Annotated in this window: 16 protein-coding genes and 1 riboswitch; of the genes, 10 read left to right on the plus strand and 6 right to left on the minus strand. The window is 47.2% G+C overall.

Annotated elements, in window-relative coordinates; all coding sequences use genetic code 11:
* Positions 1–48 precede the first annotated feature (48 nt).
* Positions 49–194, plus strand: a riboswitch (molybdenum cofactor riboswitch).
* The 3 genes from moaA (at position 183) to ACY2RR_RS00970 (ending at position 2,978) form a co-directional block, all read left to right on the plus strand.
* Positions 183–1,163, plus strand: a complete 981-nt coding sequence (gene moaA, locus ACY2RR_RS00960) for a GTP 3',8-cyclase MoaA (protein WP_490106255.1) — start codon at positions 183–185, stop codon at positions 1,161–1,163. (Overlaps the previous riboswitch by 12 nt.)
* A 3-nt stretch (positions 1,164–1,166) precedes the next feature.
* A complete protein-coding gene (gene mobB / locus ACY2RR_RS00965) occupies positions 1,167–1,688 on the plus strand; it encodes a molybdopterin-guanine dinucleotide biosynthesis protein B (RefSeq protein ID WP_490106256.1) in 522 nt (173 codons plus the stop codon).
* Positions 1,689–1,787: 99 nt separating this feature from the next.
* Positions 1,788–2,978: a co-chaperone DjlA gene (locus tag ACY2RR_RS00970; RefSeq protein ID WP_490106257.1), complete on the plus strand. Its 1,191-nt coding sequence runs from the start codon at positions 1,788–1,790 to the stop codon at positions 2,976–2,978.
* 5 nt (positions 2,979–2,983) lie between these two features.
* Here the strand turns inward: ACY2RR_RS00970 and ACY2RR_RS00975 are convergent, their stop codons facing one another.
* From ACY2RR_RS00975 to ACY2RR_RS00985, 3 genes are all read right to left on the minus strand, one after another.
* On the minus strand, positions 2,984–3,310 hold the full coding sequence (locus tag ACY2RR_RS00975; RefSeq protein ID WP_490106258.1) for a TLC domain-containing protein: 327 nt from the start codon (positions 3,308–3,310) through the stop codon (positions 2,984–2,986).
* Positions 3,311–3,390: 80 nt separating this feature from the next.
* The gene (locus tag ACY2RR_RS00980; protein WP_490106259.1) at positions 3,391–4,128 is read right to left on the minus strand and encodes a hypothetical protein; all 738 of its coding nucleotides are present in this window, start codon (positions 4,126–4,128) and stop codon (positions 3,391–3,393) included.
* Positions 4,129–4,321: 193 nt separating this feature from the next.
* Positions 4,322–5,053, minus strand: a complete 732-nt coding sequence (locus tag ACY2RR_RS00985) for a glycosyltransferase family 2 protein (RefSeq protein ID WP_490106260.1) — start codon at positions 5,051–5,053, stop codon at positions 4,322–4,324.
* Between the two features lie 205 nt (positions 5,054–5,258).
* Between ACY2RR_RS00985 and ACY2RR_RS00990 the strand changes: the two genes are divergently transcribed.
* Entirely contained in the window at positions 5,259–5,660 is a 402-nt protein-coding gene (locus ACY2RR_RS00990) for a YgiW/YdeI family stress tolerance OB fold protein (RefSeq protein ID WP_490106261.1), read from the plus strand.
* A gap of 48 nt (positions 5,661–5,708) precedes the next feature.
* Here the strand turns inward: ACY2RR_RS00990 and ACY2RR_RS00995 are convergent, their stop codons facing one another.
* Positions 5,709–5,966: a PepSY domain-containing protein gene (locus ACY2RR_RS00995; protein ID WP_490106262.1), complete on the minus strand. Its 258-nt coding sequence runs from the start codon at positions 5,964–5,966 to the stop codon at positions 5,709–5,711.
* Between the two features lie 104 nt (positions 5,967–6,070).
* On the opposite strand from ACY2RR_RS00995, the gene ACY2RR_RS01000 reads away from it, so the two are divergent.
* From ACY2RR_RS01000 to ACY2RR_RS01020, 5 genes are all read left to right on the plus strand, one after another.
* Positions 6,071–6,406 carry a PepSY domain-containing protein gene (locus ACY2RR_RS01000; protein ID WP_490106263.1) on the plus strand — a complete coding sequence of 112 codons (336 nt, stop codon included), beginning with the start codon at positions 6,071–6,073 and terminating at the stop codon, positions 6,404–6,406.
* Positions 6,403–7,056, plus strand: coding sequence for a response regulator transcription factor (locus ACY2RR_RS01005; protein WP_490106264.1), 654 nt, complete (start codon positions 6,403–6,405; stop codon positions 7,054–7,056). The genes ACY2RR_RS01000 and ACY2RR_RS01005 overlap by 4 nt, the downstream gene beginning before the upstream one ends.
* Complete coding sequence (locus tag ACY2RR_RS01010; protein ID WP_490106265.1) at positions 7,049–8,404, plus strand: ATP-binding protein; 1,356 nt, start codon at positions 7,049–7,051, stop codon at positions 8,402–8,404. Before ACY2RR_RS01005 ends, ACY2RR_RS01010 begins: the two co-directional genes overlap by 8 nt.
* 26 nt (positions 8,405–8,430) lie before the next feature.
* Positions 8,431–9,666, plus strand: coding sequence for a molybdopterin molybdotransferase MoeA (moeA, locus tag ACY2RR_RS01015; protein WP_490106266.1), 1,236 nt, complete (start codon positions 8,431–8,433; stop codon positions 9,664–9,666).
* Between the two features lie 144 nt (positions 9,667–9,810).
* Positions 9,811–12,579, plus strand: a complete 2,769-nt coding sequence (locus ACY2RR_RS01020) for a hypothetical protein (protein ID WP_490106267.1) — start codon at positions 9,811–9,813, stop codon at positions 12,577–12,579.
* Between the two features lie 13 nt (positions 12,580–12,592).
* Here the strand turns inward: ACY2RR_RS01020 and ACY2RR_RS01025 are convergent, their stop codons facing one another.
* Positions 12,593–13,984 (minus strand): MATE family efflux transporter, encoded by a 1,392-nt coding sequence (locus ACY2RR_RS01025; RefSeq protein ID WP_490106268.1) that lies wholly within the window; start codon positions 13,982–13,984, stop codon positions 12,593–12,595.
* Positions 13,985–14,147: 163 nt separating this feature from the next.
* Between ACY2RR_RS01025 and ACY2RR_RS01030 the strand changes: the two genes are divergently transcribed.
* Positions 14,148–15,278, plus strand: coding sequence for a methyltransferase (locus ACY2RR_RS01030; RefSeq protein ID WP_490106269.1), 1,131 nt, complete (start codon positions 14,148–14,150; stop codon positions 15,276–15,278).
* A 9-nt stretch (positions 15,279–15,287) separates the two neighbouring features.
* Here ACY2RR_RS01030 and ACY2RR_RS01035 read toward each other — a convergent pair whose 3' ends face one another.
* A complete protein-coding gene (locus ACY2RR_RS01035; RefSeq protein ID WP_490106270.1) occupies positions 15,288–15,635 on the minus strand; it encodes a DUF6968 family protein in 348 nt (115 codons plus the stop codon).
* Between the last annotated feature and the right edge of the window lie 6 nt (positions 15,636–15,641).

The raw sequence follows: 15,641 nt of genomic DNA on the forward strand, positions 1-15,641 counted from the left end.
ATAAACACAAGAAATTTGTTATGATGGTTCCCCTATCAATTGACTGAAACAGATAAAGAGCGCCGAGCTTCGTTCTCTAAATCTTTTTACAGACACGAGAACGTAGCCGTGATGGATAGTTGCCGTCACCGGGTTGAGGAGAGAAATCCCTCAGCCTCCCGGACCTTTTGGAAAGGTGTTCAATGAATAAACTGCAAGACCGCCAAGGGAGACGATTCCCTTATCTCAGGCTATCTATAACGGATTTATGTAATTTTCGTTGTCAGTATTGCCTTCCTGATGGATGTCAGGAGCCAAAACACAAAACCGCTATAAGCTTGGACGAGATCCGTCGTATAGCAACTGCCTTTGCCGCTCTGGGAACTAACAAGATTCGCATCAGTGGTGGTGAACCCTCTCTGCGCAGTGATTTCTGCGATATTTTGCGGACTGTGAGAGATGTTCCCGGTATTGATACCGTGGCTGTGACCACCAACGGCTACAAGATGGATCGTCGGATTGAGCGCTGGATTGATGCTGGTATGACTCACCTGAATGTCAGCATTGACAGCCTTGAACCAGCCATATTCCAACGAATCACTGGCCATGACCGCCTAGATGAGATTCTTCGCGGCATAGATATCGGCTTTGCGGCGGGGTTGTCATCAGTCAAAGTGAATACTGTGCTGATGAAAGACCTGAACGACCGGGAGCTGGATCGTTTTCTTGACTGGATCAAGGATCAGCCCATCACTGTTCGCATGATTGAACTGATGGAAACCGGTGATATGCCGGACTTTTTCAACAAGCACCACTTGTCTGGAAAGGTTATCCGCCAGCAGCTTTTGGATAAAGGCTGGGTGCAGATGATTCGTCCTGAGAATGCCGGGCCTGCCCAGGAGTTCAGCCATCCTGATTATCAGGGGCGGATTGGTTTGATCATGCCCTACTCGAAAGACTTCTGTGACAGCTGCAACCGCCTGCGGGTGAACAGTCAGGGCGACCTGCAACTCTGCCTGTTTGCTGAACAGGGTTATAGCCTGCGTCACCTGCTACAGAGTGATGATCAACAGGAACTGCTGACCGCCCGCATACAGGAAGTTCTTCAGTTAAAAGAAGACAAACATTTCCTGGATCAGGGGTTCACCGGCTCTACCACGAATTTGTCGATCATAGGCGGTTGATTGTTGAACACACAGCTACCGATTCTCGGTTTCGCGGCTTTCAGCGGAACCGGGAAGACAACCCTGCTTGAAAAAGTTATCCCCATTCTGGTTGCTGAAGGGATACGTATAGGGCTGGTGAAAGCTTCTCACCACACTATTGAGCCAGATAAACCTGGCAAAGACAGTTACAGGCTGCGTCACGCAGGCTTAACACAAACAGTACTCAGCACACCGGGACGAGCGATTTGTGTGACTGAACGTCCACTTGAAGACCCAAAACTGGAAGACCAGCTTCGCCTGCTGGATCACAGCCAGCTGGATATGATTCTTGTAGAAGGTTTTCGGGATTCAGCTATTCCTAAGGTTGAACTGCACCGCAGCGACTTCGACCGCCCCTACCTGTTTGAAAAAGACAGCCATATTATCGCTCTGTGCCAGGATACACCTCACCCTTCAACATCCCTGCCCCAGCTGGATATTAACAGTCCGGAGCAGGTGGCCGAGTTTGTACTTGCCTATTACCAGCAGCACAAAAGCCTCTAACCTGGGCAATTGAATTTTGTTACTATGACTGATGTCCACGTTAGTCATTTCCAAATAGTCACCTAATACGCTCTCTAGTAATTTCACCGGAGAGCGCTTATGCCTGTAGCCAGTTACCATTCAGGGTTACCATTCCCATCGGCCACACACGCCCCTTTTCAGGAGCCTGCCAGCCGACTATCGGACAACAGTCGCTATACTCCGGAACCAACGACACCTCTATCAAAACTGTGCCGAAGAAGTCTACATGAAAGGCGTAGTTCGCCTACTGCTTCTACCGAAGTTCCTACAACAAATTCATCAAGGACTTTTGAAGAATGCCGAGCCAGAGAGGCGCCTCTCGACCATCGCCTGCCTTTTACAGAAGACGAGTGCCACCAGCAGGTAGCGCATATCAGTGCCCGCTTTCGAATCCGTATGGACAGTTACAGGCAGGAGATATCATCAACCAAAGCACAGTTTGAACGATATCTGGAATCTGTAGAAGCTGAAGAGAATGCGAAAATAGCGAGATTTAGCGAACGCTTTAATGTTGAGCTGGAAAAGGGTACCCCGGAAGCTTTAACAGCTGCCCACAAAGCTCTTTCTGAAACAATGAAGATGAAAGTTTCTCTAATCCACCAACGAAGTGATATTCGTTGTGACATCATTCACCGGTCTAACTCCTTTATGGGTGAATTTCTAAACGAAGGTTTTAAAGAAGTTAAAGCCATGAACTCAGCTATCTTTGATCTTAAGGAACGACTCCCACTCCCATCTTTTGTTGGTTCTTCGCAGAGACAAAGCTACCAGAACATAACGGCTTATCTTGATGAACAAATCAAGATCCAACAACAACTTGCGCAACAGCAAAGAACAGCAGTTGAAAACTACCTCTTCGAAACCACACATCTTTGCAGACCTCATGCAGAAGGCACGTTTCAACGACTTCTCAATACATGCCAGGCTCAAATACATACCATGAGATGCAGGTTGGAAAATGCCCGCCGCCATAATCAACAACATGGCCAGCAGCGTAATCATCGCCATCATAACCGTCGAAGGAACAGCTCAACCAACGGTATGACACAGCAACAGGCCTGCACAATATTAGGAATTGAACCGTCAGCTCTCAATGCTCCAGGTTTGTCACCTGGCCAGAGAAGAACCATTGTTCGCAGGGCTTTTCGCACACAGGCACTCGCTCACCATACGGATAAACATGCCGGAGTATCTTCCGAAGAAAGGGCCACCCAGAATGCACTGTTCATTCAAGCTCGTGCAGCCCATGATCTTCTGTTAAAAGAGTAAAACGATTAGCCTTTAATAGCCTTCATTAAAATCTTGACGCCCCAGAACAGGTTCAGGCTGTTAAATAACGTGCCACCGGCCATCAGAGCCGGAGTTGTTATTTCATGGCCAGGATATTCCTTTCTTTTCAGGTAAACATTCTTCACAAACTTCCCCCATTCGTAGGGAAAAACGCCTAAACGAAACAGATAGAAGGTGAATGCAAAACTGCCCCTGAAGATTGGATCAATATCTTTCAGATAGAGAAATATCGTCGAATTCTCGAGAAGAAGGGTATCGGTCATCAAGTGAATACGATCACGGGCAGCAAAGACACTGAACTCGGCCAGCATACTTGCTCCATGAAGTGAATGAGCCCAGTTGTATTCTATAACCGATGAATAGAGATCATAACCAGCATAGCCATAACTGATCAGTGGAAGAATGATATCCCCATAACCATAAGGGCCATCATCATCAACAACTCGCTCCCAGTAAGGTTTTTTCTTTTTGAATGCAGATAAGTAGAGCCTATCCCGCTGATCAAAGCATGAATAAGAGGCGCATTTACCAGGTTCTTTTTATAGTGAGGCATTGCAATAAACGCTGCAGCAGACAAAAGAGGAATCAAATAAAATCCGTTTTCCCTCAGGCTGTAACCACGCCTTGGAATCCCCGTTTCAGGATTTATGGAATCTTTGAAGTTCAGAAGAGGTAATCTGTTAAGTTCAGTGGAAAGCCATGGAGTCGTTATCGGAGATACCAGTACTTTATCTTCTGGCGTTAAGAATTGTTTCACGCAAATGGAAGTTGAAGGAAGATCAGCATTATCAGCTAACAACGCGTATTCCACGGGTATATAAATATCCTTCAATCCTTTTTTGCTTTGGCCCTCCCCTTGAGGTGCTGAGTTCACAAACCGTGCTGGAGACCTTACTTTTATCCAACGGGTAGTACCGCTTGCTATTCTGGAAAGAGAAGAACAGGGGATAGAAAATTTTAAATATCCATCTGGCTGCTTTTCGATCAGCGCCCCCTCAGGTTCCAGTATTTCATTACTCTGCGGCTCATACGACGAAACCTGTGCACCAGCCAGTTTTGCTGCTGAACAGATAAGCAGCAGAAAAGCTAACCTGTACAATGAAAAACAAACAGATTCGTCGCGCTGCACTCCCTTCTCTCCCTTAAAAGCAAGCGGGGAGTTTAGACGTTTATCTTAGTTGTCAAAGGGTAATCACTGACACCATTCCATCGATCCAGAAATCTTCAATGCCTTCATGCGCCCCCATGGCACCGGCACACACAATCTATGGTAACCATGGGGAAACTGAATCAGGCTGTCATCCATTCCGCATCTTTTTCTTTTATCCCTTACGACAGCCGAATTCATAAGCGATCTGGTTATTGGTGATTTCTCCAAACATGAACCGATAAAGGTTGGCTTTCAGATAAGTTAATCCGGTTTTCCACACACCCTGCTCTTTTACACGACGAGTATCGAATTCAAAAAACACCGGAACCATACGAAAACGGAAGGAACGACTGGCTCTGCGTATATAGTCACAGCCTTCGCAAAGATTGATACGGGTATCAAAACCGCCAATAGCTTTGTGAACAGTTTTGGTACTGAACAGGCATGCCCCTGCAGCAGTGGGAGAAATAAACTGCATCACCAACATGCCAAGATCGAAAGTTTTTACTCCCCAGCGAACCAATGATTTCTCTTCACTGGCCATCATTCGGCCACCGGCTACCATCAGCCCTTTGCCTTGCAGTTCACCTTGAGCCTTTTCTATAAAGTCTTTGGCTATTCGAGAATCGGCATCCAGAAACACCAGGTTTTCATATAACGCCGCATCGGCCCCGGTATTTCGCCCCAGACTCACACCCCGCTCAGACATTTCTATAACCTGATAGGCGCTGAACTGCTGGCTGAAGCCCTTGGCGACAGAAACAGTATTATCGTCACTGTTGCTATCAACCACGATCACTTCGAAATCATTGACCGTTTGCTGGCTTAAATCTTCAAGAAGCCGTGGCAGGATTTGCTCTTCATTCAGGGTAATAATGACAACACTCATAGGTGCGGTAGACATCGCTTGTTTCCTCATGCATTTCATTGACGGCTACAGGCTAACAACGCAGAAGTGAATGCTTCCTGAACCATTTGTTCATGTGCCATTCAGCTCCAAAACCTCCCCAGGCGAACATGAACGCAGCATGAACAAACGCTTCAGAAAAGGTTAAGGCCGGATTTGTTTCAATGGGCTCCGTCGAAACAAATCAGCTTGAGGAAGTACCATGCGTAAACAAATTCTTGCCCTGACCGCCGCTATTATTCTTGTTCCAACAGCAGCTATGGCCGACGGCGGAAAACATGACAATGACCGTGACTGCCGTAAGGATGCAGCACAATTCACCTATCAGGGGCCTGCCGATATTACCCCTCTAGCAGACTTGGGAGGTTTCAGCTTTTCAGATACTGACGTCATTGTAGAAGGCAGAATCACTCGCCAGCTGAACAAAGAAGAGTACATGTTCACAGATGGCAAAACTGAAATTGTGGTTGAATTGGATGACCATATCACCATGCCAGAAGGTATTAACGAGAACACCACTCTGCGACTCTATGGTGAAGCTGAAGGCGGCTGGCACAATGAGTTGGAAGTTGAACACATTGAGATTATCAAGCCAGCCAGCTGATGAAAGACAGGGGAGCATTGCTCCCCTGAATTGTTTTATTTAGGTAGGTCAGTCTCTATCAACGTCAGTAATTTTTCCGGTGATGGCATCAATTTCCAGTTCAATCTTGTCACCATTCCGGTTTTTAGCCCTGACCTCATATTCGTGCTCACCAGATTCAAGCTCTATATTGCGAATATCGTGAAAGCCTTGATCAGTCACAATTTTGACAATCTGTTGAACAGATAAAATCTCACTTGATGCTTTTTCATCTGCCAGAACGGCGCCATTATGCAAAGGCATCATGACCAGCATCAGAGTAACCACACTTTTCCGGATTCGGTCTAAGGAATACACTAGCTTCAACTTTTTCCTACAGTCACAATCCCCGATTTCTGCGAAGTGTAAAGTCCAACGGGCACCGAATACAAATGAAAAACGTACCTCTTTGCCTGTTGCTAACCCTCCTTACTTTTTCGGCATTGCCCTCTTTCGGACATGATGACGACCATGATCAGGAGTGGATTCAGGAAGCCGTGGAGCGTGGAGATGCTTTGCCTTACACAGAACTTGAAAACACCATCAGTCGTATGTTGAAAGGTCGTATTATCCGGGTTGAGCTCGATAAAAGGTGGCGAACCTGGTACTACAAACTGCGCCTTCTGGAAGACGATGGTCGTGTTATCAAAGTGAAACTGAATGCCAAAAACCTTCAGCTGATTGAACTGGAGGGGAAAGCACTGGAAAACGTTGTGAAGCAGCCATGAAAATTCTTGTTGTTGAAGACGAAGCCGTTCTCGCAAAACAAATTGTCGAAGCCATTGAGCAGGCTGGCTGGATTGCCGAACAGGCGAGCGATGGTCTCGAAGGGTTGTACCAGGCCACAGAAGAAAGCTTTGATGCAATGGTTCTTGATCTTGGGTTGCCAAAGCTGGATGGGTTAAGCGTTCTTCGCAGCTTGCGGGAACAGAACAACACCTTGCCAATTATTATTCTCAGCGCTCGTGATTCTTTGCACGACCGTGTAGAAGGTTTGAATGCCGGAGCTGATGATTATCTGTGCAAACCTTTCCAGATGGCCGAGCTTATAGCCCGTATACGCACCCAGATTCGTCGGGGTTCCGGCCAGGCATCTCCGGTACTCACAGTTGGTGACCTGACTCTGGATACCCGTACATCGACTGTGCTCTGGCAGGGAGAGCCAGTCAAACTGACAGCCCTTGAACATAAGGTTCTCTCTTACCTGATGCATAATCAGGGCAAAGTCATTTCCCGCACGGAGTTAACCGAACATATCTACAAACAGGATTTTGATCGGGACTCCAACACTATCGAAGTCTTTATCCGACGCATCAGAAGTAAGATCAGCAGCGATATTGTAAAAACAGTCCGTGGTATGGGGTATAGCCTTGGCTGATGGCAGACTCTGGCAGGCACTTACACGCCAGTCCCTCAAACAAAGATTGTTAAGCAGTGCCCTGCTGTGGATATTTCTGGTTCTGGCGGGCGCTGCTATCGTTATTCCCATCCAACTTGAAAAGTATCTCTATTCGCAGCTCAGCGAGCAGATTAATCTCTATCTTGATGATCTCAGCGCCTATGTTGATATCGACGCCAATGGCAAACTTTCACTGCTTGAACAACTTCCAGACCCTCGCTTCCGCAAACCTTACAGCGGCCGCTACTGGCAGATAGGATCGCCACAAACAGAGATTCGTTCCCGCTCTCTGTGGGATTCAAAAGTTCGCCTGCAGGATGAGCAGGGGCCAGAAGGAGAGCATCTGTTTACCCTGTCCAGAAACATCCAATTAGGTAATAACGACACACCAATTACTTTAAGTGTGGCTGTTGATCCTGACCCGATAGAAGACACCCTTGAACAGCTTACAACGGTCATTCTTTCTGCTTTAGGTGCAATAGCGGTTGGATTGCTGATTCTGGTCTGGCTGCAAATTCAATGGTCACTGAAACCCTTGAAAAAACTAAGGAGTGACCTTTTCTCTGTACGCAGTGGAACGGTAGAAACTCTTGAAGGAGATTACCCTCTGGAAGTTCAGGGCGTTGTAGATGACCTGAACATATTGCTGTTTCACTACTCAGAGCTTCTTGAGCGCGCCCGTACCCATACCGGCAACCTTGCCCATGCTTTAAAAACTCCGCTGAGTATTATTCGTAATCAGGCAGACACCCTGCCTGTAGATCAACAACACATTCTTCTTCCTGCTATCCAGCAACTGCAGGATCGAATGGATTATCACCTGAGTCGGGCTAGAGTCGCCGGCTCCGCCCGCATTCTTGCGGTTCAATCCTGCCCAGCGGAAGTTGTGGATAATCTAACCATGGCTCTGGAGAAGGTTTATTTCGAAAGCGATACCGTTCTTGTTAATGAACTGGACAGTGATCTGATGGTTGGCGTTGAAACCCGCGATCTGGAGGAAATGCTGGGCAACCTGATAGAAAATGCCTTCAAATGGTCTGGCAGCCTTATTCGTGTATTTACTGAACAGAAAGCTGACTCTGTTGTTTTATGCATTGATGACAATGGCCCAGGGCTTACCGAGAGCGAATGCGAACAGGTTTTGAAGCGTGGTACACGGCTGGATGAACAAACACCCGGCAGTGGACTTGGACTGAGCATAATTGTTGATGTTGCCCATAGTTACCAGGGTTCACTTGCTCTGCAGAAAAGTTCTATGGGTGGATTAAGCTGTCGCCTTACACTGCCAAAACCAAGGGGAGATCTGGCCAGGAATCTGCGACAATAAGCCGATAAGAATCTAGGAGTTTTCCCATGTCTGACTGCTGCTCTGCACCGGGACTGATGTCTCTGGACGATGCCCTGAAAAAACTTTCTGCAGGCGTATCACCTGTTAAGGAAACCGAAACTTTACCTCTCGGTTCCTGCGATGGCCGTATTCTGGCCACCAATATTATTTCGCCCATGAATGTGCCGCCTCACAACAACTCAGCCATGGACGGATATGCCCTTACAGCAGCTGATCTGGAGAATACCGATACTCTGCCCGTTGCCGGTCAATCTTTTGCTGGCCATCCTTACGAAGGCACCTGCCCACAGGGGCAATGCATTCGCATTATGACTGGCGCCGCTATTCCCGATGGCACCGATACTGTGATCATGCAGGAGCAAACCGAGAAAACTGAGAATGGCATCCGTTTTCTGAAAAAAGCATCTGCCGGAAATAATGTTCGCAAAGCCGGGGAAGATATCAGCGAAGGCTGCATTGTTCTCAGTGCCGGGCACAAGCTGCGCCCCCAAGACCTGGGATTGATGGCCTCTCTGGGTGTTGCAGAAGCGAAAGTTTTCCGCAGAGTGAAAGTTGCTGTTTTCTCTACCGGTGATGAACTCAAACTGCCCGGCGAAACTCTTGGCCATGGCGATATTTACGACAGCAACCGAATTGTTGTGACTTCCATGCTCAACCGCTTGGGTATGGATGTTATTGATCTTGGCAAATTGCCTGATGATCGTGATGTCATTCGTGATGCCTTAATTCGCGCAGATAATGAAGCCGATGCAGTCATTACTTCCGGCGGTGTTTCCGTAGGCGAAGCCGACTTTATTAAAGAGATTCTGGAAGAACTGGGTGAAACAGGTTTCTGGAAACTGGCGATCAAACCCGGCAAACCTTTTGCCTTCGGTAAGCTGGCCAACAGCGTGTTCTTTGGTTTACCCGGAAATCCAGTATCCGCAACGATCACCCTGCACATTCTGGCGATTCATGCTCTGAAAATCATGTCTGGGCAGGTATCCGGTGAACCCGTTTCACTGAAGGCGATAATCGGAACAAAACTGAAAAAAGCACCCGGCCGAAAAGAGTTTCAGCGAGGCATTCTTTCAACAGACCAGAATGGTAATGCCACAGTTGTCACAACCGGAAGCCAGGGTTCAGGCATCCTCCGCTCAATGAGCATGGCGAATTGTTATATTGTGCTGCCAGAAGAGAGCACAGGTGCAGAGGTAGGCGAGCAAGTAAGCATTATACCTTTTGATAATCTGTTAGCGTAATCTACCCACAGGCCTGTAGACAGGCCTGTTTTTCAGAACACCTGACAATATTGTTTGTTGTTATCACATTTCTCTTGCCGCACAAAACTGTATTGATCCTTGGTAGTCCAAAGCCAATTCGGGGTAATGGATTCGAGGATCGTTATGCAGCCAGCACAAAAATCAGCCAGCAAAGATTCACCTGTACGACACACAACCTCTCCCGTTAAAAAAGCAGGAGAGGAAAAGTCTGGTGGCGCATCTGGAACCTCAAGGAAAAAACCTTCAGGAGCTAAGGGAAAAGCGCTAGTTACTGAAGGAGCTCGAGAAGCGCGCAGAACACTTCTGCTCAGTAAAGGATATCCCGACCAGATCGCTCTGCCTATTAACCAGGGCAAACTGGGAGTAGAAATTTTACGTGCTGCCACAGCGCAACTCATGGAACCGATGAGCGATCAGTCCAGAGTTTCAGAGCTTGTCCAACTCTCTGCCTTCATTAATACGCACCTGAGCAAGTGCCTTTACTATACCGCTCTCAAACAAAAAGATATCGCTAAGGAATTAAAACAAGTCGCAGTAATTCTTGAGCGAATTCTGAATGGTGATATGAAAGGAGATATGGGATTCAAGCTTTCTCTGGAAGAAGTGGATACCCTGACATTACTTGCAAACCAGATTCTTCTTCAGGATGTAGACTGTGAAAATCTGCAACAAAATTTTCGACTTGCCCGCTCTTCTCTTTCCCTGTTTAACTTGAGATACCCACCCGCAAAACATGGCGTTGCAACACGAAGTATATACTTTCGATTCTTTATATTAGCAGCGTTATCTAAGGATACCTCGGAAAGCTTCTGTACAGACTCCCTTCGAAAGCAGCTATTAAGTAAAGCCAGTACATGGATGAAAGACTATACAGAAAGAGAAACCCTGATTATCAATTTTGGAATTATCAATCTGGCAGAACAACTCTCTGAGAAGAACGATATTCTCAGCCAGGATGCACGCTTTGAATTGCAAGTGGTTGTGCTGGCCAGTTACTCACACATTGCCCTGTGTAGCGATGATGAGCTGGTGCAGTTAGGGATAGTGCAATCTGCTCACGCCAGCAAATTGCAAACGGGCGAGTTGCACACAAAAAGATACAGAAGCACCATATTGCAGAAGGCTTTTGGCATTATCGATGATCTTGATATCTCCGAAATGGACAGCAGACAGGAAGCAACCCTGCGAATCCTGCAAGCACAGCTACTGGTAGCACAGGACAAATACTACGAGGCCGAAGAGAAATACAAAGCTGCAGCAATGGCTGGTAGCCCTTACGCCCTGCACTTCCTGCTGCAATTCTATCAACAACTTCCTTTTCATGATGGCTGGTTGAGTCCGGTAGAAGGCTTATCCTGCTGGTCCACTCTCAGCCGCAAATGTGCACAAAACCAATGTGAAACACGGTTTGAGCGGATACATAACGTAACCCCACTTGAATCAAAGGATTTCCATCGCCCCCTAAAAAAAGGAGAAGAATTTCATTATCACTATGCCCGTATTCTTGAAACAGCCCGTCTCGGGCGTATTTCAACTGAGGCGCACATAAATGCTTTAGTAAAATCTGTGTCCAAGGTGTGTGCCCCCCAACAGCTTGCAACCATTAAAGCGACTCTCTGGCTGACCCTGGACAAACCGGAAGAAGCTCTAAAAGCTCTGGATGGCATTATCTTTTTTGGAAACCCTTGCAAAGCAAGTTGTTATCTCAGGGCCTGGTTACTGAATTCACCGACAAGCACTCCTGAGCAACAGGAAGAGGCTTTAGAGCTTTATGAATGTCTTGCAGAGTCAGGTTGTGTACATGCGGCTCGTGAAGCAGCTTTATTATGTGTCTCACACCATGACTATCAATCTGCTAAAAAGCATCTGAGTTCAGCTATGGCAGGCTTCCGAAACCATGACTGCTGGGACCAACTGGCAGAATGTCAGAAACTCTGGTCCTGGCTCCAGCAAATTCAAGAGCCCAAAACAAAAGAAGAAGTCGAGGATGCTGCAACAGCAAGCTCTTCTGCTTCTACCAAAGCTTCAAGGCGTAGGAAAAAGAAGCCGCAACTAAAAATGTCACCGGCCTCAACAAAGTCATCGCCGAAGCAGCTACAAGCGGCAGCGCCCTCAAGTTCAGAAAGCACAGATAGCGACTTAGAAGAACCACAAAGCAAAACGGAATATACCCCTGCACCAGAAATAACACCCACACCTGAAACGGTACCTGTTCAAACAAAAGTTACCGCCGAGGCAAGCGCAGTTGCCTCGGCACAACCATTCGAGCCGATGCCAAGTACAGATGAAACATCCGTTCTTGTATTCACGAAAAGCGTTCGCCAGGAGGTCAGTGCACTGATCAAAAAGTGTGAATTTGAAGCAGCCGAAGCCATACTGGCTCGCATAGCTCCTTCCCGTGAATCAGTTTTTAACCGTGCTCGAATATGCCAACTTCAAGCTTGGTGTCTACGCAGACGCTGGGATCAGAATGAATATGGTACAAAGTACACGTCACAATCTACTGATATTCGAGAACAACAGCGCCTGATCAATGAAGCAGCCATTAAGTACTCTGAACGAGGGCTGGCACTATTGGGAATTGATAATATTAAAGCGCTTGAGAATGGTACCGCTGTCAGATCCACTTTGTTGGCCAGTCTGGATAAGGCCCACAAACCTATAGCCCTTACCTTAATGCGCGAAATGTCCCGCACCCATGCCAATATGGATTACCTGTCTTTTGAAGGCAATCATCATAAAATCAGCCAGAACCTTGGCAAGCTGGCTGATTCCATGGATTGTCATGTTGTCACCCAGAAGCCACACTCACAGTCGAAGCTGGACCGCCATGTTCAGCTTATTTCTCGAGAAAGATTTGAGCTGGAAATGGCGGCAATGAGAAGCTCTTAGCAGCGGTTGAGGTTCAGGCAGCTTCTGCCAAATACTCTTCCTGTTCTGTAATTCGCTCTGGCTTGTTATAAATAATCCAGAAGAACCAACCGAACAACAGCACACCTTTAAATACGGAAGATAAGGAAACACTCCACCAGACGCCTTCCAGCCCCATGCCCGAAAAACCCGCAAATCCGTAGGCCAGCAACAATGCCAGCGGAATGCGGGAACCGGTAAATACAATGCTCACCAACGACGGCGGAATAGTTCTTCCTAAACCATAAAAAGCACCTGACGTTGATATTTCCAGGCACATAAATACCTGACTGACTGCTAGTATTCCAAGGTAAATAGCGCCTAACTTTATTGCGTCCGCTTCAGGAATAAACAGCGCAAAAATTTCTTCGTCAAACACCACAAATGCCAGCGTCACCAGCAAACCAATCAAAACGCTGATAGAAACAGTCACCTGAAAACCCCGGTAAATCCGATGCCATTTATTGGCTCCAAAATTCTGCCCGGTAAACGTACCAAGGGCTGTGGCAAAACCACTGGCAGACATCCAGGAAATCGCTTCAATCTGCGCACCAACGCTTTGTACAGCAATAGGCAGCGCACCCCAGCGGGAAACGATCTTAGCAATAGCAATTGAGAAACAGGCAAACAAAGCACTGTGGACTGCAACAGGTGCACCTAATTGAATAATTCTCTGAACAACCTTTCTAGTCAGGCGAAATGACTCTACTGACAGCTGGAGAATTGACTCACCTTTTATGATCTTTCTGGTAAATAACGCAAACACTAAAAACTGAGACAAGGCAGTCGCCAGTGCAGCACCGGTTACACCCAGCCCATTGAATGAACCCCAGCCAAAAATAAACAGTGGATCAATAATAATATTGAGCAACAGCCCTGCCGAAGTCATACGAAATGGCAGCTGACTGTTTCCTGCTCCGGTAAAAATCCCACCGAGCGTGGGGTTGGTGTAGTAGAAAGGCGCAGCCAGTGCGATGATTCTCAGGTAAGAAATGGCCATCTCATTTACGCTGGCATCTTCCAGATTGAAAAACGCAATTAGCGGTTCAGCAAGTACATAGGTTCCTATGCCGTAAACCATTGACAGAATAATCGCCAGAACCAGCGCATTACCACCATAAACAGAGGCTTTATCTCTATCACCACGACCGACTTCCTGGGAAATAGTAATCTCGGCACCGGTTTTCATGGTGATTAATAATGAAATGCCAAACCAGGTAAAAAACGTTGCCGTGCCCACAGCAGCAACAGCATTGGCGCCAACCCGACCAAGCCAGATCATATCAACCATGTTGTAGGCCATCTGCACAAACGACATGCCGATAATAGGAAGTGCCAAACGCACCAGTGAAGGAACAATCGGTCCCTGAGTTAAATTTTGATTCATTAAAGGAACAGCTAAATCCGTAGTGTTTTTCTGTACTCAAAGCACGCGCATTGGGCTCCTTATGCGCTTCACTGTCAATTGCAACAAGTCCCAAACCTTGCGGTGTTGAGATATTGTACGAGATCAGCAACAATCGCCGCTTTTTCCTCTCCGGCCATTTGTTATGGAAACCCTGACCAGCCCCTTTGGTGCCTTTCAGCTTCAGCGCCTTCCCGTTCGTAATAAAGAAACCCTGCGCGCCTGGGATGCGGCCGATGAGTACCTTCTCAGTCATCTGGCAGAACTGAATCTCGATACAGAGCATGTTGGTACAGTGTTGGTGATTAACGACAGCTTTGGCGCCCTGACTCTGGCACTGGCTCAGTTTAAACCTGCTTGTTGGAGTAACTCCTGGCTTGCTCACGAATCCATCAAACACAATGCCCAGCTGAATGGAATGGACATTGTTGGAGTAAGAAACCTTCCTTCCACTGAACAGCTGGATTTCTCCCCTGCAGTTGTGTGTATGAAACTTCCTCACAATACCTGTCTACTGGAAGACCAGCTACGAGAACTGCGCAAGGTAGTGCCCGATGGTACGATGCTGATTGCCAGCGATATGGCCAAACATATTCACACTTCAACGCTGGAATTGTTTGAGAAACATTTCGGTGCAACCACAACATCTCTGGCCAAGAAAAAAGCCCGGTTGATTTTTTCCACGGTTAATAAACAGGGCAAGGAAGCGACTTCCCCCTTCCCCAGAACCATTGAGCATGACGGCATGAAACTGGTGAACCATGCTGGTGTTTTTTCTCGTCAGAAACTGGATATCGGTACACGATTCTTTCTGCAACATCTGCCAGAAGCTCAGCAAGACGCTACTATTATCGATCTAGGCTGTGGCAATGGAGCACTGGGCATTCATATTGCCCGCTGCAATTCACAGGGGAATATTCACTTTGTTGATGAATCCTATATGTCTGTTCAGTCTGCAAAGGATTCCTGGCTGGCAAACGGACTGGATGACCGAGCACAGTTTACAGCTAATGATTGCCTGACAGGTTTCCCTAAAAGTTCTGCAAATATTATCGTCTGCAACCCACCATTTCATCAGGGCAATACTGTTGGCGATCACATTGCCTGGCGCATGTTTCAGCAGTCCTATGATGTGTTAAAAAAAGGCGGAGAACTGCGGATCATTGGAAACCGTCATCTTGGTTATCACACTAAACTGAAGCGTCTTTTTGGCAACTGCCAGAGTGTCGCAAGCAACAATAAGTTTGTGGTTTTGTCGGCCCGTAAAAAAGCCTGAATGGTGTTTTCAGGCGTTTTCTTTAAGCCATGGTGCGGCGCTTTGATCGCCGCAATAAGCGAAGGGAAAAGGCAGGGGTTCTGAATCATCCTGGGGGTGATAAAACTCCCAACCCTCTTCAGTTAAACGCTCCATTTCCTGGCGGAGATGAGCAAAAGCCAATCCTAATGCCTGCAGGGAGTCTATGCCATAAGCATAAACTGGCTCCATAAACCCTGCTATCTCATGCTGACAACGGTAGTCGCCGTTGTCCGAGTCTGGATCAGGTTCTGGGGCATAAACACGAACATCCATATCCCACTCGTCATCCTCAGGGCTAACAGCAATAAAGGATGCGCTGGCAATAGTATTAGCCATCAACAA

It is taken from the genome of Parendozoicomonas sp. 2304DJ65-17 (assembly GCF_058148445.1).

Excerpts from the sequence above, each read along its gene's own strand:
- moaA (WP_490106255.1), top strand. The coding sequence starts at position 183 with ATGAATAAACTGCAAGACCGCCAAGGGAGACGATTCCCTTATCTCAGG.
- ACY2RR_RS00970 (WP_490106257.1), top strand. The coding sequence starts at position 1,788 with ATGCCTGTAGCCAGTTACCATTCAGGGTTACCATTCCCATCGGCCACA.
- ACY2RR_RS00975 (WP_490106258.1), bottom strand. The coding sequence starts at position 3,310 with ATGCTGGCCGAGTTCAGTGTCTTTGCTGCCCGTGATCGTATTCACTTG.
- ACY2RR_RS00985 (WP_490106260.1), bottom strand. The coding sequence starts at position 5,053 with ATGTCTACCGCACCTATGAGTGTTGTCATTATTACCCTGAATGAAGAG.
- ACY2RR_RS00990 (WP_490106261.1), top strand. The coding sequence starts at position 5,259 with ATGCGTAAACAAATTCTTGCCCTGACCGCCGCTATTATTCTTGTTCCA.
- ACY2RR_RS01000 (WP_490106263.1), top strand. The coding sequence starts at position 6,071 with ATGAAAAACGTACCTCTTTGCCTGTTGCTAACCCTCCTTACTTTTTCG.
- ACY2RR_RS01005 (WP_490106264.1), top strand. The coding sequence starts at position 6,403 with ATGAAAATTCTTGTTGTTGAAGACGAAGCCGTTCTCGCAAAACAAATT.
- moeA (WP_490106266.1), top strand. The coding sequence starts at position 8,431 with ATGTCTGACTGCTGCTCTGCACCGGGACTGATGTCTCTGGACGATGCC.
- ACY2RR_RS01020 (WP_490106267.1), top strand. The coding sequence starts at position 9,811 with ATGCAGCCAGCACAAAAATCAGCCAGCAAAGATTCACCTGTACGACAC.
- ACY2RR_RS01025 (WP_490106268.1), bottom strand. The coding sequence starts at position 13,984 with ATGAATCAAAATTTAACTCAGGGACCGATTGTTCCTTCACTGGTGCGT.
- ACY2RR_RS01030 (WP_490106269.1), top strand. The coding sequence starts at position 14,148 with ATGGAAACCCTGACCAGCCCCTTTGGTGCCTTTCAGCTTCAGCGCCTT.
- ACY2RR_RS01035 (WP_490106270.1), bottom strand. The coding sequence starts at position 15,635 with ATGGCTAATACTATTGCCAGCGCATCCTTTATTGCTGTTAGCCCTGAG.